This window comes from Faecalibacterium sp. OF04-11AC, assembly GCF_003460645.1.
GTDB classification, from domain to species: domain Bacteria; phylum Bacillota; class Clostridia; order Oscillospirales; family Ruminococcaceae; genus Faecalibacterium; species Faecalibacterium prausnitzii_I.
Genome location: NZ_QTVP01000002.1, coordinates 107,143 through 126,611 on the forward strand (window position 1 = coordinate 107,143; position 19,469 = coordinate 126,611).

The window sequence follows — 19,469 nt, forward strand, 5'->3', positions numbered from 1 at the left end:
GGATGCGCCTCATTCGGCCGCTTGTTGGCGATGTCGTCGGTCATGATCGTGCCTGAATGTCGTCACCGGCATCCACCAGCACCACATTGGGCTGCTCAGCCCGCACCTGCTGGATGTAGGTGTACAGGCGTGCCATGCCGTTGTTGGCGGTCTCCTTGTCGTCCTCGTAGCTGTAGCCCCACGGATTGCCGTGCATATCCGAGGTGCCGAGAATGGTGATGTGCGTCTGCTGGTCGTTCCCCGCAGCAAAAGCCGCAGCCGGGAAGATGCTGATCGCCAGCGCAGCCGCAGCAACGCCGGAGATCAGTTTGCGGAACAGATTTCTCATGTGAATACCTCTTCTCTTTCGTCCGATGATTTGCGTCGTTTTTCGCTTGAACCTAGGCTCAGTATACGCATTTCTTTCACATTCCGCAAGCGATTTACGGTTTTTTACCCCTTTTTCGACAAAAGTTATACTTTTACCCTCCGTTTTGCAGCAGTCTGCCGGAATCGGCCCGCCATTTGGCTTCCGGGGAAAAGCTGCCATCCCCCTTAAAGCGGTCACACCCAGTTCTTCCGCCCATAGCGGGTGGTCAGCTGGCAGAGAGGGCACTGCATCGATGATGACTTTGATCGCGGGATCCGGGTCTTTCACGTCAGAAGATTTGTAGCCTTTCTTGACCGCAATGAAAATGGCCAGGCCAGCGACACACAGACCCATCAGGATGCCGGGCAGGTAGCCGCCCATGAACAGAGCAGCAACAGAAACGCCGCCAGCGGTGATGGAATACAGGATCAACGGACCAGACGGAGGGATCAGGATGCCGGTAGGAGCCGAGCAGATGTTGACGGCTGCGGAGTAGATGCTCACCCGCAGCACGGCGGCTCCCTCCCGGCCGCGCTCGTTCAGGTACCAGTTGATGGCGGTGGTCTTGCCGTAGCCCATGGGAGCCACCACCGCCGTCAGGCTGCTGCGGGCAACGGGCTGCAGGCTGTGCCGCATCCGCTCCGAGATGTAGATGATATTCAGTTCCGGCTTTTGTCTGAGCATCCGCGTCCCTCTTTTCTATTCTTATTGATTATATTACCACAAATCTCTAGAAGTTGGAAGTAAAGCCTACATCACAAAAAACATGGTTTCCATCACAAAAACCTGTTTGGCCGCACCGGATCTCCATGGTACAATATACTCAAATCATTTTAAGATAAGGAGTCTCTTTTTATGGAAACGACCTCAAAACGCAAGTCTGGCACCACGGACCTTACGGTGGGCAAGCCGTTGTTCCAGATTTTGCGGTTTGCGCTGCCGCTGGTGCTGGGCACCCTGTTCCAGCAGCTGTACAGCTTTGCGGACACTGTCATTGTGGGCCGGTGCCTGGGCACCGACGCACTGGGTGCGGTAGGCACCACCTACTCCCTCAACTTCCTCATCCTGGGCTTTGTGCAGGGTGCCTGCGTGGGCTTTGGCATCCCGGTAGCCGAGACGTTCGGTGCCAAGGATAAGGGCGGCCTGCGGAAATACCTGTTCAACGGTGCCCTGCTCTGCGTGGTGCTGAGCGTGGTGTTCACCATCTTCACCACCCTGATGGCGGGCCCGCTGCTTCAGCTCATCCACACGCCGGAAGAGCTGTACGCGGACGCCGTGCTCTACATCCGGATCCTCTTCCTGGGCATCCCGGCCACGGTGCTGTACAACTACGCTTCCAGCGTGCTCCGCGCCATGGGCGACTCTCAGCACCCGTTCTATTTCCTGCTGGCGGCCAGCGTGCTGAACATCGGGCTGGATTACCTGCTCATCGTCTCCATGGGCATGGGCGTGGACGGCGCGGCCCTTGCCACCGTCCTCAGCCAGTTGCTCAGCGGCGGGCTGTGCGCGTTCTGGTTCTTTACCCGGACGGCCAAGCAGGAGGAGCTCACGTTCCGGGGTCAGAGCAGCCTGCTCTCCGCCGGGCACTGTAAGCGGCTGGCCTATATCGGCTTTCCCATGGGCTTTGAGTATTCCGTCTCGGCCATTGGTGCCGTCATCATGCAGGACGCCATCAACCTGCTGGGCAGTACCGCGGTAGCCGCCCAGACTGCCGGTGAGAAGATCCGCCAGATGTTCACCCTGCCCATGGAGAGCGTGGGCATGGCCATGGCCACCTATGTAGGGCAGAACCATGGTGCCCACCGCACCGACCGCATCAAGCAGGGCATCAAGGACGGCTGCACGATCCAGCTGACCTACTGCGTGGCCGCCTGGGTCGTCATCTTCTTCATCAAGCCTTACGCCGTGGGGCTGGTGCTGGGCGATGCAGACCCCGCCGTGACCGCCGGAGCCATCCAGTACCTGGCCATTATGAGTATGCTGTTCTGCTTCCATGGCCTGCTGATGATCTTCCGCAACACGCTGCAGGGCCTGGGCTACAGCGTGCAGGCCATCATTTCCGGCGTGGGCGAGCTCATCGGCCGCAGCCTGGGCGGTCTTCTGGCCGTGAAAACAGGCCTGGGCTATGTTGGCATCTGCCTTTCCAACCCCTTTGCCTGGGGCCTGGCCATGCTGTACTGCATGTTCATGGTGCGCCGGATGCTCAAGCGGGAAGAATAACAAAACCAAAAGAAAGGCCGAGGCCTGCGGGAGCTTTCCCACAGGCCTCGGCCTTTTTATAGAAGAAGATTGGAAGTGGCGGTTTAGTCTTCAGCCATGCCGATGAGGTCGAACTTCTCGGTCGAGATGGTGACGGTGAAGTCTTTCTTGGCAGGCTTGTTGAACTTGACCCAGATGGTGCGGTCAGACAGGTTGTAGTACCAGCCGGACTCTGCTTCCTCCCAGCCATCGCGGACGATGTACTGGGTGAGCTGCTCGCCATCCACGCTGGCCCAGAGCGCGCCCTTTTTCTTGCTGACCAGCTTGATGGTCATGCGCTCCACGGGAGACTCGTAGGTGCCCTCGGTGGAGAAGTGGATATCGGTGCGGTCGCCGGCCTTGACGTTGATGGTGGTCTTGGCGTAGACACCGTTCTTGTAGTCCTCGGTGTGGCCGTCGTCGTCATACAGCACAAAGCTGGTGTCGGTCTCGGCGGCGACCAGAAGGTCGAGCTGATGCATGGTGTCGCGGAGGATGTGCTTGACGTCCTCGCTGGTGGCCACGATGGCGCTGCCGCGCAGGAACATGGGGATGCTTGCCAGAGTGACCGGGATCTCGATGGTCTGGCCGCCCTCATACTCGCGCAGGTTGTCGCTCATATCGTACCACTTGCAGCCGGCGGGCAGGTAGATGGTGCGGGTGGTTGCACCCTTTTCCACCACGTTTGCCACCAGGATGCTCTTGCCGAACATGAACGTCAGGTTCTTGTCGGTGTAGCACTTGGGATCGTCCGGGAACTCCAGGAACAGCGGGCGCCATGCCGGCATACCGTCCTGGTTGCTCTCGTACATCAGGGAGTACAGGGTGGGCATCAGGCGGTAACGCAGCTTGTAAGCCTCGCGGATGTAGGGCAGGTTCTCCTCATACATCCAGGGCTGGGTGACGGTGTTGTCGTTGTTGGCGGAGTTCAGGCAGAAGCGGGGCTGGAGCACGCCGTTCTGCAGCCAGCGGAGCAGCAGCTCAGCCTCCGGAGCCGGGCCGGCAAAGCCGCCGATGTCGCAGCCCATATTGGAGCAGCCGGACAGGCCCATGCCCAGAATGGTGGCAATGTTGAACTTGACGGTGCGCCAGTCGGTGAGGTTGTCGCCGCCCCAGACCTGTGCATAGCGCTGGATGCCGGCGTAGCCTGCACGGTTGATGATGTAGGGACGCTCGCCGGGGTAAACCTCGGCCAGAGCATGCTTGGCGGTGTAAGCCATCAGGTTGGAGTGGAGGATCTTCAGCTCAGCCATGGTGCCCTTCTTGCCCTCGAAATCGCACTGGGCGTCACGGTCTTCCACGCCGTCCATCTCGCAGTTGTCGTTCCAGACGGTCTTGGTGCCCATCTTGAGGATGTTCTCCTCCAGCAGCTGCTTCCAGGTATCGCGGCCCTTGGGACCGGTGAAGTCGAAGAAGCGGCCCTCGCCGCCCCACCAGCGGCCATAGTACGGAGCCTTGCCGTCCGGGGTCTTGATGAAGACATCGTTCTTCTCGAACAGGTCGATGTAGGGGTGACGCTTCAGGATGCCCGGCTTCAGGTTGGGGATGACATTGATGCCGCGGGCATTCATGTTCTCAAAGAACTTCTTGGGGTCCGGGAAGCGCTTGTGGTTCCAGTTGAACACATAGCGCAGGTTGTCCTCTTCGCCGCTGGAATAGCCGGAAGCCAGCCAGAAGTTGTCGATGAGGATGCCCTCTTTCTCGTGCTTGTCGATGACCTTGTAGATCTCCTCATCGCAGTTCTTTTCCAGCTCCGCGTAGTACATGGTGGAAGCGCAGTAGCCCAGAGACTGTTTGGTGGGCAGAGCGCTGCGGCCGGTCAGCAGGGTGTACTCGTTGAGGATATCCGGCAGGGTGGGGCCAGCCAGCAGGAACAGGTCGATGTCGCCGCCGTCGGTCTGGTAGTAGCAGTAGCGCTCCCAGTAACCGGACAGCTCCTCGCCCAGGTCGAAGACGCAGTCATAGGAGTTGTGGTAGAACAGGCCGATGGGGCGGCGGTCCTTCTCGTTCACACGGATGTAGAACGGAATGTGCTTGTACATCGGGTCACCGGTCTCGGGGTCGTGGCCGATGGCGTCCTTGGGGGACATGCGCAGGCGGCGGCCTTTCTTGTCCAGGTGGCCGGTCTTCTCGCCAAAGCCGAAGAAGTGGTCATACTCGCGGTCCACCTTAGAGAAGTGGGTCAGGCGGCCGATCTGGTCTTTCTCGAACGCGCGCTCCCGCAGATCCTGATACAGCAGCTTTCCCTCTTTGTCGTACATCTCAAAATGGAACGGCTTCTTGAACAGCTTCAGGGTAACGTGAGCGGTCTCAAAGGTCAGGCACTTCTCATCCTCGGTGCAGGGCACATCCAGCGCGGTGATGCGGGTGCGCTCGTCCTTGAGCAGGTCGTCCATGCGGTCGGGCCATGCGGTGGTCACCAGGGTGTAGGACTCCTCCTCCATGGGGGTGCCCTTGTCGAAGTGGACGCGGACACGGATGATGTCATCCGTCATGAAGATCAGCTTTACGTCCGCAGCGTCGCCGTGGATGAGGTAGCCATTCTCCGTTTTTTCAAAGGATTCAAAACTGCGAAGCAGCATAACAAGTTCCTCCGTGTTGTTTTTTATTACATGCCGATCAGGTCGAACTGTTCAAACGAAACGGTCAGGTTGTAGTCCTTGCCCGGGTTTGCATACTTGACCTCGACCGCTTTCTTGGTCTGGCTGTAGTACCAGCCCTCAGCAGCCTCGTCGAACTTGCGGCGGTTGAGGAAGTGCTCGATCTTGCGGCCGTCCAGAGTGACCCAGAACGGGCTCTTCTCCTTGGCGATCATCTCCACCTTGACGGTCTTGACGGTGTCCTCATAGCTGCCCTCAGAGGTGAAGTCCATGGTGACACGCTCACCGGCGGTGGTGGTGATGGTGGTCTTGCGGAAGACGCCGTCCTTGAAATCGTTGGTCACGCCGTCGTCATCATACAGAGTGGTGGTAACGGTGCCCTTGGGAGCCACGATGAGGTGGAGGTCGGTGGTGTGGTCCCCCTCCATGGTCATCAGCTGGTTATCCGCCATGGCGATGACAGCGCCCTCCCGGATGAACATGGGGATGCTTGCCATGGTGACGGGGATCTCGATGGTCTGGCCGCCCTCGTAGCAGCGCATCTTGTCGCTCCAGTCGTACCACTTGCAGCCTGCGGGCAGGTAGACCTTGCGGGTCTTAGCACCCTCTTCGATGACGTTGGCCACCAGGATGTCACGGCCGAACAGGAACTCGAAGCTCTCCTCGTAGACGTTGGGGTCATCCTGGAAATCGTAGACCAGAGCGCGCATGATGGGAGCACCCGTCTTGCTTGCGTTGTACTCCGCGCTGTACAGATACGGAGTGAAGCGATAACGCAGCAGGATCGCGTCACGAATGAGATCTGCAGAACCACGGAACATCCAGGGCTCGGTCACGGTGTTATCGTTGGAAGCGGAGTGGATGGAGAAGCGGGCCTGGAAGATGCCCTGCTGCACCCAGCGGACGAACAGCTCCTCGGTGGGAGCCGGGCCTGCAAAGCCGCCGATATCCGCGCCCTCATTGGGCTGGCCGGAGAGGCCCATGCCGGTGATGATGGGGATGTTGTACTTCAGGGACTTCCAGCTGGTGTAGTTATCGCCGCACCAGGTCTGCGCGTAGCGCTGGATGCCGGCGCTGCCGCTGCGGCAGACCATATAGGGACGAGCCTTGGCATTGTGTTCCACAACGGCGTCTGCACCCACCTTGCACATCAGGGTGCTCATGATGGGTTTCAGCTGAGCGATGGTGCCGCCCTTGCCGTCAAAGTCGCAGATGTCGTCCTTATCCATCAGACTGTCATACTCGCAGTTGTCGTTCCAGACGGAATCGGTGCCCACGGCAATGATGGACTCGGTCAGGTACTTCTTCCAGGCTGTACGGCCCTCGGGTTTGGTGAAGTCCCAGAAAGCGCCGTCGCCGCCCCACCATTTGCCGACGCCGTAGTTCTCGGGGTTCTTGCTGTCTTTCACAAAGACATCGTCGGCATTAAATTCATCAAAGCGGGGGTTGCACAGCAGGACACCCGGCTTGACGTTAGGCACGTTCTGGGCGTGCTTTTCGTTCATGGCATGGAAGTAAGCACTGGGGTCCTTGAAGCGCTCGGTGTTCCAGGTAAAGACACAGCGCTTGTTGTTCTGGCTGGTGTAGCCGCTGGACAGGTGGAATCCATCAATGGGGAAGCCCTCTTCCTTGATGGTGTCAACGAATCCCAGCACAGCGTCGTCGCTGTCTTTCTCCAGCTCGGGGTAGTACATGCTGGAGCCCTGATAGCCCAGAGCACGCTTGGGCAGCAGAGCCGGACGGCCGGTGAGCAGGGTGTAGTTGTCCACGATGCGGGCGATGGTGTCGCCGCCGATCAGGAAGCAGTCCAGATCGCCGCCGTCGGCCTGGAAGTAGGTGTAGCGAGGCCAGTAGTTGCTCTTCTCGCGGCCCATGTTGAACACGGACTCGTAGAAGTTGTGGTAGAACACGCCGACAGCCTTTTTGGTGTCACGGTCCAGACGGATGTAGAAGGGGATGTGCTTGTAGAGGGTATCCATCTTCTCGGCATCGTAGCCCATCGCGTCGGTAGCACGCTCACGCTGGAACGTCTTGTTCTTGTCCAGCTCGCCGGTCTTCTCGCCAAAGCCGTAGAAGCAGTCGTCCTCTTTCATCCGGCTGTAAGCCACAACGCGGTTGTTGGAGTCCTTGACGAACGGGTTGCCGGGCAGGGTGCTGTACAGCTCCGAGCCGTCAGCGGACAGCAGCTTGAAATTGATGGGGTCTTTCTCGACCACCAGAGTCACCTTGCCGGTGGCAAACGTGATGGTCTTGTCGTCCTCGGTGACCTCAGCCGCAAAAGGCTCCACGCGGGTGCGCTCGCCCTTGAACAGGTCGTCCATACGGTCTTCCCAGGCGGTGGTCATCAGGATGTAGGATTCCTCGGCCAGCTCGTGGTCAAAGCTGGCGCGGACACGGACGATCTCGTCGGTCACGAAGCAGACCTTGACATCCGCGTTGTCGGTGTGCAGCAGGAAAGCGCCGTCCTTGCGCTCCATGCCGGTAAAACGGGAGCAGATTTCCATAATGCAGTTCCTCATTTATTTTTGTGGGGTGTGGTTTCGGATACAAAAAGCCCCCATTCCCCCTCAGATGCAGCTTATCTTCAGAGAAACGGGGGCAAACATTCAGTTGCTCAACCCAGAGCAGTCAATCTCACATGGTCCAGCCCAGGCTGGGGACGAGGCCGCACAGATAAGGCACGACCAGAGCGATGGCCGGGATAAAGGTGACCAGGAACAGTGCCACGACCATGGCGGCGAACAGAGGCACGATGTACTTGGTAACGCCCTCGATCTTGACCTTGCCGACGCCGCAGCCAACGAACAGGCAGGAGCCGACGGGAGGAGTGACGGAGCCGATACCCAGGTTCATGATGAGCATGATGCCGAACTGGACATCGCTCATGCCGATGCTGCGGGTGATGGGCAGGAAGATCGGAGTGAAGATCAGAACGGCAGGAGTCAGGTCCAGGAACATGCCCATGACCAGCAGGAAGACGTTCATGATGAGCAGGATGACATAACGGTTGTTGGAAACGCTCATCAGGGCGTTGCTGATCGCAGCCGGGATGCCGGAGTAGCTCATGACGTAAGACATGATGGAGGAAGCGGCGATCAGGAACAGGATGGTAGCGCTGCTCTCCATGGTGTCAGCCAGCAGGTTGTAGAAGCTCTTCAGAGTCATCTCTTTGTAGAGGATGGAGAGCAGACCGCAGTACAGGCACAGGACAACGCCGGCCTCGGTCGCGGTGAAGAAGCCTGCCAGAATACCGCCCATGACGATGATGACGGCCAGCAGAGAGGGCACTGCATCAATGATGATCTTGATGGCGGGATCGGGATCCTTGACGTCCGAGGACTTGTAGCCTTTCTTGACCGCGATGAACACAGCCAGACCAGCGACACACAGACCCATCAGGATGCCGGGCAGGTAGCCGCCCATGAACAGAGCAGCAACGGAAACGCCGCCAGCGGTGATGGAATACAGGATCAACGGACCAGACGGGGGGATCAGGATGCCGGTAGGAGCCGAGCAGATGTTGACGGCCGCGGAGTAGTTGGGGTCGTAACCCTCATCCAGCTCCAGAGGAGCCATGATGGAGCCCATTGCGGAAGTAGCTGCAACGGAAGAACCGGAAACGGCGCCGAAGAACATGTTTGCCAGAACGTTGGTGGCAGCCAGGTAACCGGGCATCTTACCAACGGCCAGACGGGCCAGACGGACAAGGCGCTTTGCAATGCCGCCCTTGTTCATGATGTTGCCGCCCAGAGAGAAGAACGGCAGAGCCAGCAGAGAGAAAGAGTCAATGCCGGAGAAGCAGCGCTGTGCCGCGGTCAGTGCGAAAATCGCGGGGTCCATGCTGAACAGGGCCGTGAAGATGGATGCAATGCCGATGCCTGCAGAGATAGGCACACCAGCCAGCAGCATCACGAAAAAGGAACCGAACAGCAGTAACGTAGCCTGTGCAACCATTATGCGTTTTCTCCTTTCTTTTCTTTACTGTCCAGGAAGAGCTGAACGTACTTCAGCACGCGGGCCAGAATGATGAAGATGCCGGAAATCGGCAGGATGGAATACAGGAGCTTAAAGGGAATGCGCATGACCGAGGAAACGTTGGTAGCGTTCGCGGTCAGCTTCCAGCCGCCATACACGAAGACATAGCCAACGAAGAAGACGATGGCAGCCTCGATGAAGACGCTCAGAATGACATTGAACGCGCCCTTTGCACGGCCCTTGACCAGGTCCAGTGCCAGGTGCTTGTCTTTGTAGAAGCAGTATGCGGAACCGATCATGGAAGCCCAGATCAGAACGTAGCGCAGGAACTCATCGGTGACCGTGGAGGGGTTGCGCAGGATCCAGCGGGTAAAGATCTGCCAGGTGCCGCCTGCCAGCAGGGCGAACATTGCCACTGCCATAAGGAAACGCATGACGTTATCCAGAATTTTATCCAGTTTTTTCACAAGATCATCTCCTTGAGCTTGGTTCCTCCCGCGCGGCCACGGGCAAAGGCACTCAACGCCCTGCCCGCGGCCTTTAGGAGGCAAGAATCAGAATGGAACCGCGGCCGATCAGACCATTGCGCGGATCTCTTCCACGACCGCATAGGTGGTGGGGTTAGCGGTCTTGAGGTTCTCGTAGATGGGCTGCACAGCAGACTGGAATGCTGCGATGTCCACGTCCTTGACCAGCTCGACGCCGTTCTGGTTGACAGCCTTGTCCAGAACCTCGTCCTCGAAGTTCTTCCAAGCGGTCTTGTACTCCTCGGTAGCAGCCTTGGCGCACTCGGTCACAGCGGACTTCTGATCGTCAGAGAACTGGTTCCAGATGTTGGAGGAGATGATGACCATATCGGGGATGCGGGTGTGCTCGTCGAAGCAGTAGTACTTGGTGACGTCGCCGTGGTCACGCAGAGCGGTGACGTTGTTCTCAGCGCCATCGATAACGCCCTGCTGCATACCGGTGTAGATATCGCTGTAGCCCATAACGGTAGCGGAGCCGCCAGGCAGTTCATCATGTCGATTGCCATCTGGCTGTCCATGGTGCGGATCTTCAGGCCCTTCAGGTCAGCCGGGGTGCGGATGGCGGTAGCCTTGGTGTAGAAAGAGCGAGCGCCGGAATCCAGCCAGGTCAGGCCGCGGAAGCCCTGATCGTCGGTGGACTCAAAGACAGCCTGTGCGGAATCGCTGTCCATGTAGGTGTAGTAGTGAGCCTGATCGTCGAAGACATAAGGCACGGAGAAAGCGTTGTACTTCTCGCTGAAGTTGCCCAGCGTGGAAGCAGAGACCTTAGCCATGTCCAGAGCGCCGGCCTGGATCTGGGAGATCATATCAGACTCGCTGCCCAGGGTGCCGTTGGGGATGATCTGGATGTTGACAGTGCCGTTGGTCTTCTCCTTGACCTGCTCCGCAAAGCTGGTCAGCTGGATGTGAACAGCATGGTCCTCAGCCAGGTTGTGGCCCAGCTTCAGGTTGAAGCTGCCGCCTGCAGCAGCTGCCGCGCCGGAAGCAGCAGTGCTGCCTGCTGCAGAGTTGTTGGAAGAGCCGCCGCAAGCGGTGAGCAGAGCGGAAGCGCCTGCAACTGCCAGGACCTGAACGAACTGTCTACGAGAGATTTTCATAGTGGATTTCCTTTCTTCTTCTTGCTTGTGTATACCACGTCACAGCCGGTCGGCCGTGAAACAACAAATTTGGAATGCAGCGGTCAGGACTCGCCGCGGTGGAACCGATCTTTCACCATCTGGATCAGATCTTTCAGGTTGAGGCCCCACAGGCTCTTGGGCTGCTGCCAGTCCTTGCCGGTCTCTTTGGCAAGCACCTTGGCAAACCGCTCGGGGTTCGCCGGCAGCAGGCTGCCTTTGGGGATCATCACCGCCATCTGGCGGCTCTGGAACAGGTAGAAGTACTGGTCGTCCTCGACCAGGCGGTCGATCTTATCAAACGGAATGTGGGCACCGTTTTCCACGTCCACGCCGCCTGCGTTGATCCGGCAGCTGACCGTGCTCTCGGCCCCGCCCCGCTGCATGATGACGCCCTCGGCCGCCACCCGGCTTAGAAAATCCGGCATGGCGAACATCGCGCACCCTACCAGCAGGCAGAGCACCTTGACCACCGTTGGGATGGGAACGAAGAGTGCCAGCATCACCAGCGCAAATGCCACGGCCAGCCAGACCAGCCGCTGCATCCCCTCGTAGGTGTAAAACTCGGTGCGGAACATCCGGCGGATGGTCTCATCGTTAAAGATCACTTTGGCTTCAAAATGATTTTTAGAAGTCTGCATGAGCTCTTCCTTTCCGTTCGTCACGAAACACGACGGCTGCATTTGTAAAATATACCAAAAATTTTGTCACTGTTTTGTCATTTTTGTTCTTGTCGTCTTCTTGCACTCATATCATACTAAAATTCCAATCCGTTTTCTTGCGGTTTTGTGATTCAAATATTGCAATTTGTGATATCAGCTGATATACTAGAGCCAAAATCAACGATAAAGCACATTTCTGATATTTTTCACAAAGGTGGAATCGCTATGGAAATCGAGCGCGTTACGCATTATGTCGATAATGTCCTCACACAGGCGGAAGCACGGATGGGGCTGCGCAACACAAGATTGCTGGTGGCATGGTATACCAACCAAAAAAACGACCAGTCCGTGGTCCATTCCCATCCCTACCATGAGCTGGTGCTGCCCATCGGCGGCAGCACCGTGCGTTACTCCATCGACGGCAGTGTTTATCTGGTGCATGTCGGCGAGCTCATCTACTTCCCTGCTCAGATCTACCACGCCGGCATCTTCAATATTAATAACGACCACTCTGACCGTCTGGTCATCCAGATCGACGACGCCCTCTGGCAGGCCTGCCGCCGCAACGCAAACCTGAAAAACGCCGCCTGGATGCACAGCATCACCGTGCTGGACCCGGATGTCTGCAACAAGTGGGATTTTCAGAGCCTTTTTGTGCGGATGGCCCAGAGCCTGGAATTGCCAGCCAGATGCGTGACATCGTTTTTGAAGCCCAGGTGTCGGAGATGATGCTGCTCATCACGCTGGCCACCGGCAGCGGCCAGACCACGGCCCCCAGCAGCACCAACGTTCTGGTGCAGCGTGCCGTGTCCTACCTGCAAGCTCACTATCAGGACCCGACCCTCACCACGGTAAAGCTGGCCCAGGAGCTCTATGCCAGCCGGGAGCACCTCTCCCGCGCGTTTAAAGAGTGTACTATGGAGAGCATCCACAGCTACCTGACCCATCTGCGGATGCAGCACTGCCGCAAGGCACTGGAAGATGGTGTCTCCGTCCTCAACGCCTGCACCGAGAGCGGCTTCCCGGATTACAGCAGCTTCCTCAAAACGTTCCGGCGGCTGTATGGCATCACACCCGCGGAGTATCGCTCCCAGAACCGGAAAAAAGTTTGATTACGGAACGTATTAAGAGAAGTAAAAGTTCCATCCCGGATATGAAAAGCAGTCACCTATGCTGTATGGCAAATGCAAAACGGGGCCGTTGCACACGCAACAGCCCCGTTCTTTCATTTTTATACGATTACGCCCAGTTCATCCGGCCGTAGCGGGTGGTCAGCTGGCAGATCTCCTTTTGGAGCTTTTTGGTCAGCTGGGTCTTTTTCAGCCGCCAGCGCCAGTTCTGGCCCACGGTGGAGGGTTTGTTGATGCGGGCGGAGTTGTCCAGCCCCAGCCAGTCCTGCATGGGGATGATGCAGGTCGCTGCCGCGCTGCGCAAGATCAGCGCGATCATGCTCTTATAGAGCTGCTCCTCCGGGGTGGCGTAGTCGTACAGATAATCCCGCACCATGGCGCGTTCGGCGTCCGTGACGGTCCGATACCACGATACCAACGTCTCGTTGTCGTGGGTGCCGGTATAGGCCACGCTGTTCACCGGGTAATTGTGGGGCAGGTAGTCGCTGGCACTGCCGGTGTCGCGGGAGTCAAAGGCAAATTCCAGCACTTTCATGCCGGGGAAGCCGCTGTCCCGCACCAGCTGACGCACGGTATCGCTCATGTAGCCAAGATCCTCTGCAATGATCTCCCGCTTGCCCAGCGCCTGCTCCACGGTGCGGAACAGCTCAATGCCGGGGCCTTTCTCCCAGTGGCCCTCCACCGCGGTCTCACTGCCGTAGGGGATGGAGAAATACTCATCGAAGCCGCGGAAGTGATCGATGCGAATCACGTCGTACAGTTCAAAGCAGTACCACAAGCGGGTGATCCACCACTGATAGCCCGTTTCCCGGTGCTTTTCCCAGCGGTAGAGCGGATTGCCCCAGAGTTGGCCAGTGGGCGAAAAACCATCCGGCGGAACACCTGCCACAGCGGTGGGAATGTTGTCCTCATCCAGCTGGAACATCTGCGGGTTCGCCCATGCATCGGCGGAATCCAGTGCCACATAGATGGGGATATCACCGATGATGCGGATGCCCTTTTCGTTGGCGTAAGCCTTTAGTGCACGCCACTGCTGGTCGAATTTGAACTGGAGATATTTGTGGTACTCCACCTCAAAATACAGTTCCCGGCGGTAGTAGTCCATGGCATTCTGCCAGCGCAGGCGGATATCCTCCGCCCATTCGATCCACGGCTTGCCCTCAAAGCGGTCTTTCACCGCCATAAACAGGGCGAAATCGTCCAGCCACCACTTGTTTTTCTCGCAGAATGCCGCAAACGCTTCATTGTGGCCGATATCGCTGCGGGAGTAAGCCAGCCGCAGCAGACGGCCCCGCTCGGTGTACAGGCGGCTGTAGTTGATGTCGTCTGCCTTGCGGCCGAAGTTTGCCTTTTTGCATTCGGCGGCAGTCAGCACCCCTTCTTCCACCAGTGCGTCCAGACTGATGAAATACGGGTTGCCCGCAAAGGCGGAAAAGCTCTGGTAGGGACTGTCGCCATAGCTTGTCACCCCCAGCGGCAGGATCTGCCAGTAGGTCTGCCCGGCTTCCTTGAGCCAATCCACAAAGTCGTATGCTTCCTGCGAGAAGCAGCCGATGCCGTAAGGGGACGGCAGACTGCTGATGGGCAGCAAAATGCCTGCACTTCTCTGCATCTTCGTTTTCCTTCCTTTATAACTCGATCAAAATACCTGCATGGTCGGATACCTGCGGCTCCTGCAGGCCGTTGAACACGACCCGGCTGCTTTTGACGGGCACCGCTTTGGAGCACCAGATCTGATCGATGCGCTTTTTGGCCGCTGCATCCGGGGCATCCCGCCAGCCATCAATGGCTTCCACGACGGTGTAGCCATCGTCCCGCTGCTGTGCCATACTGTAGGTATCCTGCCAGCCGCTGCGGAGGATAAGGTCGTAGCCCTCCCCCCGCACATCGGCTTCACTGTTGAAGTCCCCCAGCAGAAAGGCAGTCTGCTTTGCTCCCGCCGCCTGCGAAAGCTTTTCCCACTGGGCCGCGAAGGGTTCTTCTTCGTCCTTCCACCAGCCAGATGCACCGTATAATACCAGACATCTCCTGCACAGATGCCCAGTGCACGGCGGGTCTTCCAGTATTTATAATCACTGCTTTTGCTCAGCAGCAGGTTTTCGGCATCGGTGATGGGGGCACGGCTGAACACCGCCATCCCCTCATCGTACTTGTCGTAGCCGACCTTTGCCGGGAGCCAGCTCCAATCATAATGCACGCCCCGTTCTTCCAGCATCCGGGCCACTGCTGCGGCGTGATTGTCCGCTTTCAGCAGCAGCGTATTGCCGGGGCAGGGACAGTAACCCGCCGGAGCATCCCCCAGCAGCGGAGCGGCAGCAGTCTGGTTCACCTCCTGCAGGGCGAACACCTCCGGCTGCTCCTCTGCGATGAAATCTACAAAAGCCTCCCGCTTAGCCTCATAGTCCGGCTCGATGAGGCTGTGGGTATTCAAAGTCAATAGTTTCATAGTTTTTTACAGAATATCGTTGATGTCAGATTTCAAAACGTCTGCTTTGGGGCCGTACACGGCCTGAATGCCGTCGCCCTTGACCAGCAGGCTCAGGGCACCCTCAGCTTTCCACGCGGCAAGGTCGGCCACCTTGGCGGGGTCTTTCACGGTAACGCGCAGACGGGTCATGCAGGCGTCCACCAGCACGATGTTCTCCCGGCCGCCCAGCAGGGCGATGATGCGCTCGGCCTGACCGTTGTCTGCCTTCTTCTCGGTCTTGGCGGCGGTATCGTCCGCGTTATCGTCGGTATAGTTGCCCAGACGGCCCGGCGTTGCCAGTTTGAGCTTGCCGATCATGAAATAGGCCACGAAATAGCCAATGATGAAGAATGCCACGACACAGATGACAAAGTTGATGATGTCGCCGCCCAGACCGGCCTGCAGGGACATGGGGATGCGGGTGATGAATTCCAGATTGCCGAAGGAGTGCAGGCGCAGATGGATGATGCCTGCCATGGCGAAAGCGCAGCCCTGCAGCAGTGCGTACACGATGTACAGCGGCATGGCGCAGAACATGAACATGAATTCCAGCGGCTCGGTGACGCCGGTCAGGAACACTGCCAGTGCGGTGGAGATGAACATGGACTTATAGTTTGCACGCTTGTCGGCGTCCACACGGCGGTACATGGCCAGTGCGATGCCCAGCAGCAGACCGGTAGCGCCGATCATCTGGCCCACCTTGAAGCGGGCGGGGGTAACGGTAGCCAGCAGGTTGTTGTAAGCAGCCATATCGCCGGCCTTCTTGAAGTTGATGAGGTCGTTGGCCCATGCCAGCCACAGCGGGTCCTGACCAAATACCTGACTGCCCGCGTTGACGCCGGTAGCGATGGTGTAGGTGCCGCCGAAAGAGGTGTAGTTCATGGGGATGGTCAGCATGTGGTGCAGGCCGAAAGGCAGCAGCAGACGTTCCAGCGTGCCATAGATGAACGGAGCCAGAACGGGAGAAGTCTCGGAAGAGTTGGCGATCCAGATGCCGAAGTTGTTGATGCCGGTCTGGACTACAGGCCAGAACAGCGAAAGCACGATGGAAATGACTACCGAGTAGCCGATGACCACCATGGGCACAAAACGCTTGCCGTTGAAGAAAGCAAGCGCATCCGGCAGCTTGCGGAAGTTATAGTATTTATTGTAAGCCACACCGCCCACGAAGCCAGCGATGATGCCCACGAACACGCCCATGTTCAGCGCCGGAGCACCCAGCACGGAGGTGAAGTAGCCGTTGACGGCGATCTCCTGCCCGAACAGGGTATGGGTCACGGCATTAGGGTCTTCCAGCATGGCGCTGGTGACGCCAAAGATGTTGCCGGTGATGACGTTGATCAGGGCAAATGCCAGCACGGCGGCAAAGGCACCGCCCGCGCGCTCCTTCGCCCAGCTGCCGCCGATGGCCACGGCGAACAGGATGTGCAGATTGTTGATGACCGCCCAGCCGATGTTCTCCATGGTGGTGCCGATGGTCATGACTGCCGCAATGTCGCCGCCGCCCATCTGCACCAGCTTGCCCAGACTGATCATCAAACCGGCAGCGGGCATGACGGCGATGACCGTCATCAGCACCTTGCCCAGCTTCTGCAGAAAATCGAAATTGATGAAGCTCTTCTTCGGTTTCTCTGCACTGGCTTCCTTGGCCGCGGGAGTCTCGGCAGGCTTTTCTTCTTTTTCCGTCAGGGTCAGCACCGGCGTCTTGCCTGCCGTTGCAAGGCCATCGGCGCAGTGCAGCTCCATATCGTCTGCGCCGCCGGTCAGAACGATGGAAGTGATGGTTTTCAGGCCCCGCTCCCGGATGAGCGCAAGGTCTGCCTTGGCCACAGGCTGACCGGTCTTGACCCGGTCGCCCTCTTTGACCAGGATCTCGAAGCCCTCGCCGTTCAGGCTGACGGTCTCCAGACCCACATGGACCAGAATCTCCAGCCCATTGTCTGCCGCAAAGCCAATGGCGTGTTTCGTTTCGGCGATGGTCTCCACGGTGCCATCCACCGGGCTGCAGAACAGCCCGTCGGACGGCTCGATGGCGATGCCTTCGCCCAGAACGCCGCTGGCAAAGGTTTCATCCGGGACTTCGCTCAGCGGGACGAGTTTTCCGCTGAAGGGTGCTGTCACAACAATCGAAGATCTCGTTGTGGTCATGATGTTCCTCCTCATTCCTTTTGCGTTGTTTTACGTAAGCGTTGCATTGTGCTTGCGCAACTTTACGCAACAAGAATAATCCAACTCCGCAATTTTTACAAGAGTTTTCTATGTCAAAAATAAACTTTCTATGTTTTCTACAATGCAGCTAAGGATTCTTTGTGAAAGTTGTTGAAGATATGCAGAGTGTCGCATTGCACGATTTGCGCAACTCTTTGCGCAAACATTGACATCGCGTGCAAACAGCTTTACAATAGAAGCAATATCGATTCAGGAGGAACAGATCATGGCAGTTACCATCAAGGACGTCGCCGCAGCAGCGGGTGTCTCCCCCTCCACCGTGTCCCGCACCTGCAAGGACAGCCCTTCCATCAGCCGGGACACCAAGGAGCGGGTGCGCCGCGTCATGGCACAGCTGGGCTATGAACCGAACTTTGAGGCCGAACCAGTAGAAGCTTTTTCCAAAACCATCGGCATCATTCTCCCCTCCTCCCAGCGGGACGTCTACGAGAACGCATTCCATCTGGAGATCATCCGCGGCATCGGGCAGTTCTGCAACCAGCGGCGGTATGTGAACACGGTCATTACCGGACAGGACGACGCAGAGGTTCTGGACGCCATCCAGAGCATGGTGGCCAACGCGCAGGCAGATGGTTTCATCCTGCTCTACTCCAAAAAGGACTGTCCTGTGGCGGCATATCTGCGCAGCGAAGGGCTGCTCCACGTCATTGTGGGCAAAGCGGCACAGTCCGCCAACCAGACCATCTATATCGACAACGACAACGCCCTTGCCGGAGAGGAAGCCGCAGACTACCTCTATGAGATGGGCCACCGCCGCATTGCCTATTTTGGTGTCAGCAATGCCATGCTGTTTTCGGCAGAGCGTAAGCGCGGTTACCAGATGTCTCTGCTCAAGCATGGCATCACCCCCCGCGAAGAGGACTGCGTGGAGATCGGCACCCTGAACGATGCTTACGAAGAAACGCTGAAAGCCCTGCTCACCGCACCGGACCGCCCCACCGCCATGCTGGTCAGCGATGATATTCTTGCTGTGGTGCTGGAACAGTTCTGCGGCAAACTGGGGCTGCACATCCCGAAAGACCTGTCCATCGTGTCTTTCAATAACTCGCTGTTCTCCCGCATCACCAGCCCGCAGCTGACCACGGTGGACGTCAACCCCTACCAGCTTGGCATGGAGGCCGCCAGCCAGACCATCAACCATATCGAGAACCCGAACCTTCTGGCAACCAAGATCATCGTGCCGCATAAGCTCATCCAACGCGAGAGCTGCTGCCCGCCGCCGGAGGTCTGATGCGCAAAAAACGAGGCCGTTTCCTCTCTTTTCCAGAGCAGCGGAAACGGCCTCGTTTTGTTTATTTTTTTCGGTATTCCCGCGGGGTCATGCCGAAGTGCGCCTTGAACTCCCGGTTGAAATAGGAGAGATTTTCGAATCCGCACCGGGAGGCGATGGTCAGGACGGTCTCGTCCGTGGTCTGCAGCGCCTCGGCGGCGGCATTCAGGCGGTATTCGTTCAGAAAGGCAACGAAGCTCTGCCCGGTCATCTGCCGGAACCAGCGCATGAAATGGCTGGCGCTGAAAGAGCAGACCCCGGCGGCATCGGCGACCCGGAGCACCTCGGCATAATGGGCCGAGAGCCATTGCAGAACGGCTTTCAGCCGCTGGGTGTCGGCTGTTTCCGCGGGGAGCTGCTGCTTTCCCTGCGCAATGAGCAGGGAAAGGAAGCGCAGCAGCGCCCCCTTGACCAGCAGCTCGTAGCCGGGGAGCTTGGCGCGGTTGGCTTCCTCCACCTCCCGCAGGCAGGCAGCAGCCGGAAGGTAGCACAAGTCGTTCGGGGTCAGACGTGCCTGCAGCGACAAGCGCCCGCTTTGGAGCGGCAGCAGATACTTCTCGGCGCAAAGGTCTTCCGCGCCGCCCAGAAGCTCCAGCGCGAAGATGATATTTTCGTATTCCATGCACTGCCCCTCGGCCTGCCGCAGGGCGTGGAGGGTGCCGGGCGTAAAAATGAAGATGTCCCCCATGCGGGCCGGGCAGGTCACAGCGCCCACCTGCACCAGTCCTATGCCCCGCTTGACAAAGACCAGCTCCATGCTCTCCTGCCAGTGGAGCGCTACCTGTGGAAAATCCCCCGGAATGGCGCAGGGATACAGATTAAAGGGGAAACGCACGGCACCGTGCTGCTTGGTTTCCTGCAAAGATGCCTGATTTTGCATCGTCTCACCTCCTGATGATAGGATTGT

At 58.1% G+C, this 19,469-nt stretch carries 14 protein-coding genes and 2 pseudogenes; 4 read left to right on the forward strand and 12 right to left on the reverse strand.

From position 1 onward, the window contains the following. Positions 1–40: 40 nt before the first annotated feature. Positions 41–1,033, reverse strand: coding sequence for a TRAP transporter large permease subunit (locus tag DXA70_RS13960; protein WP_243000962.1), 993 nt, complete (start codon positions 1,031–1,033; stop codon positions 41–43). Positions 1,034–1,204: 171 nt separating this feature from the next. Here DXA70_RS13960 and DXA70_RS01670 point away from each other — a divergent pair, with 171 nt between their 5' ends. After that, positions 1,205–2,569, forward strand: a complete 1,365-nt coding sequence (locus tag DXA70_RS01670; RefSeq protein ID WP_128117419.1) for an MATE family efflux transporter — start codon at positions 1,205–1,207, stop codon at positions 2,567–2,569. 83 nt (positions 2,570–2,652) lie between these two features. Here the strand turns inward: DXA70_RS01670 and DXA70_RS01675 are convergent, their stop codons facing one another. The 6 genes and pseudogenes from DXA70_RS01675 to DXA70_RS01700 all read right to left on the reverse strand — a co-directional run bounded on the left by DXA70_RS01675 (position 2,653) and on the right by DXA70_RS01700 (position 11,445). After that, positions 2,653–5,169: a TIM-barrel domain-containing protein gene (locus tag DXA70_RS01675; protein ID WP_128117420.1), complete on the reverse strand. Its 2,517-nt coding sequence runs from the start codon at positions 5,167–5,169 to the stop codon at positions 2,653–2,655. 26 nt (positions 5,170–5,195) lie between these two features. Next, the gene (locus DXA70_RS01680; RefSeq protein WP_128117421.1) at positions 5,196–7,691 is read right to left on the reverse strand and encodes a TIM-barrel domain-containing protein; all 2,496 of its coding nucleotides are present in this window, start codon (positions 7,689–7,691) and stop codon (positions 5,196–5,198) included. A 130-nt stretch (positions 7,692–7,821) separates the two neighbouring features. Beyond that, a complete protein-coding gene (locus DXA70_RS01685; protein WP_128117422.1) occupies positions 7,822–9,141 on the reverse strand; it encodes a TRAP transporter large permease in 1,320 nt (439 codons plus the stop codon). Then, positions 9,141–9,629, reverse strand: a complete 489-nt coding sequence (locus DXA70_RS01690; RefSeq protein ID WP_128117423.1) for a TRAP transporter small permease — start codon at positions 9,627–9,629, stop codon at positions 9,141–9,143. The genes DXA70_RS01685 and DXA70_RS01690 overlap by 1 nt, the downstream gene beginning before the upstream one ends. Positions 9,630–9,737: 108 nt before the next feature. Next, positions 9,738–10,786 (reverse strand): annotated as a pseudogene (gene dctP, locus DXA70_RS01695) (TRAP transporter substrate-binding protein DctP). A gap of 83 nt (positions 10,787–10,869) precedes the next feature. Next, positions 10,870–11,445: a YcxB family protein gene (locus DXA70_RS01700; protein WP_158565122.1), complete on the reverse strand. Its 576-nt coding sequence runs from the start codon at positions 11,443–11,445 to the stop codon at positions 10,870–10,872. Positions 11,446–11,691: 246 nt separating this feature from the next. Between DXA70_RS01700 and DXA70_RS01705 the strand changes: the two genes are divergently transcribed. Further along, on the forward strand, positions 11,692–12,195 hold the full coding sequence (locus DXA70_RS01705; protein ID WP_128117425.1) for a cupin domain-containing protein: 504 nt from the start codon (positions 11,692–11,694) through the stop codon (positions 12,193–12,195). Beyond that, entirely contained in the window at positions 12,156–12,578 is a 423-nt protein-coding gene (locus DXA70_RS01710) for an AraC family transcriptional regulator (RefSeq protein WP_128117426.1), read from the forward strand. The genes DXA70_RS01705 and DXA70_RS01710 overlap by 40 nt, the downstream gene beginning before the upstream one ends. A 127-nt stretch (positions 12,579–12,705) precedes the next feature. Here the strand turns inward: DXA70_RS01710 and malQ are convergent, their stop codons facing one another. The 4 genes and pseudogenes from malQ to DXA70_RS01725 all read right to left on the reverse strand — a co-directional run bounded on the left by malQ (position 12,706) and on the right by DXA70_RS01725 (position 17,211). Next, the gene (gene malQ / locus DXA70_RS01715) at positions 12,706–14,208 is read right to left on the reverse strand and encodes a 4-alpha-glucanotransferase (protein ID WP_128117427.1); all 1,503 of its coding nucleotides are present in this window, start codon (positions 14,206–14,208) and stop codon (positions 12,706–12,708) included. Between the two features lie 16 nt (positions 14,209–14,224). Next, a complete protein-coding gene (locus DXA70_RS15240; RefSeq protein WP_347553460.1) occupies positions 14,225–14,662 on the reverse strand; it encodes an endonuclease/exonuclease/phosphatase family protein in 438 nt (145 codons plus the stop codon). 59 nt (positions 14,663–14,721) lie between these two features. Then, positions 14,722–15,042, reverse strand: a pseudogene (locus tag DXA70_RS15245) (hypothetical protein); the annotation flags it as partial. 6 nt (positions 15,043–15,048) lie between these two features. Beyond that, a complete protein-coding gene (locus tag DXA70_RS01725) occupies positions 15,049–17,211 on the reverse strand; it encodes a PTS transporter subunit IIBC (RefSeq protein ID WP_128117428.1) in 2,163 nt (720 codons plus the stop codon). Between the two features lie 286 nt (positions 17,212–17,497). Between DXA70_RS01725 and DXA70_RS01730 the strand changes: the two genes are divergently transcribed. Beyond that, entirely contained in the window at positions 17,498–18,523 is a 1,026-nt protein-coding gene (locus tag DXA70_RS01730; protein WP_128117429.1) for a LacI family DNA-binding transcriptional regulator, read from the forward strand. 61 nt (positions 18,524–18,584) lie between these two features. Here the strand turns inward: DXA70_RS01730 and DXA70_RS01735 are convergent, their stop codons facing one another. Further along, a complete protein-coding gene (locus tag DXA70_RS01735) occupies positions 18,585–19,442 on the reverse strand; it encodes an AraC family transcriptional regulator (protein ID WP_128117430.1) in 858 nt (285 codons plus the stop codon). Positions 19,443–19,469: the final 27 nt, after the last annotated feature.

Bases quoted from the DNA above. Each gene is read 5' to 3' on its own strand.
- DXA70_RS13960 (WP_243000962.1), bottom strand. From the start codon at position 1,033: ATGCTCAGACAAAAGCCGGAACTGAATATCATCTACATCTCGGAGCGG.
- DXA70_RS01700 (WP_158565122.1), bottom strand. From the start codon at position 11,445: ATGCAGACTTCTAAAAATCATTTTGAAGCCAAAGTGATCTTTAACGAT.
- DXA70_RS01680 (WP_128117421.1), bottom strand. From the start codon at position 7,691: ATGGAAATCTGCTCCCGTTTTACCGGCATGGAGCGCAAGGACGGCGCT.
- DXA70_RS01705 (WP_128117425.1), top strand. From the start codon at position 11,692: ATGGAAATCGAGCGCGTTACGCATTATGTCGATAATGTCCTCACACAG.
- DXA70_RS01725 (WP_128117428.1), bottom strand. From the start codon at position 17,211: ATGACCACAACGAGATCTTCGATTGTTGTGACAGCACCCTTCAGCGGA.
- DXA70_RS01670 (WP_128117419.1), top strand. From the start codon at position 1,205: ATGGAAACGACCTCAAAACGCAAGTCTGGCACCACGGACCTTACGGTG.
- DXA70_RS01730 (WP_128117429.1), top strand. From the start codon at position 17,498: ATGGCAGTTACCATCAAGGACGTCGCCGCAGCAGCGGGTGTCTCCCCC.
- DXA70_RS01685 (WP_128117422.1), bottom strand. From the start codon at position 9,141: ATGGTTGCACAGGCTACGTTACTGCTGTTCGGTTCCTTTTTCGTGATG.
- DXA70_RS01710 (WP_128117426.1), top strand. From the start codon at position 12,156: ATGCGTGACATCGTTTTTGAAGCCCAGGTGTCGGAGATGATGCTGCTC.
- malQ (WP_128117427.1), bottom strand. From the start codon at position 14,208: ATGCAGAGAAGTGCAGGCATTTTGCTGCCCATCAGCAGTCTGCCGTCC.
- DXA70_RS01675 (WP_128117420.1), bottom strand. From the start codon at position 5,169: ATGCTGCTTCGCAGTTTTGAATCCTTTGAAAAAACGGAGAATGGCTAC.
- DXA70_RS01735 (WP_128117430.1), bottom strand. From the start codon at position 19,442: ATGCAAAATCAGGCATCTTTGCAGGAAACCAAGCAGCACGGTGCCGTG.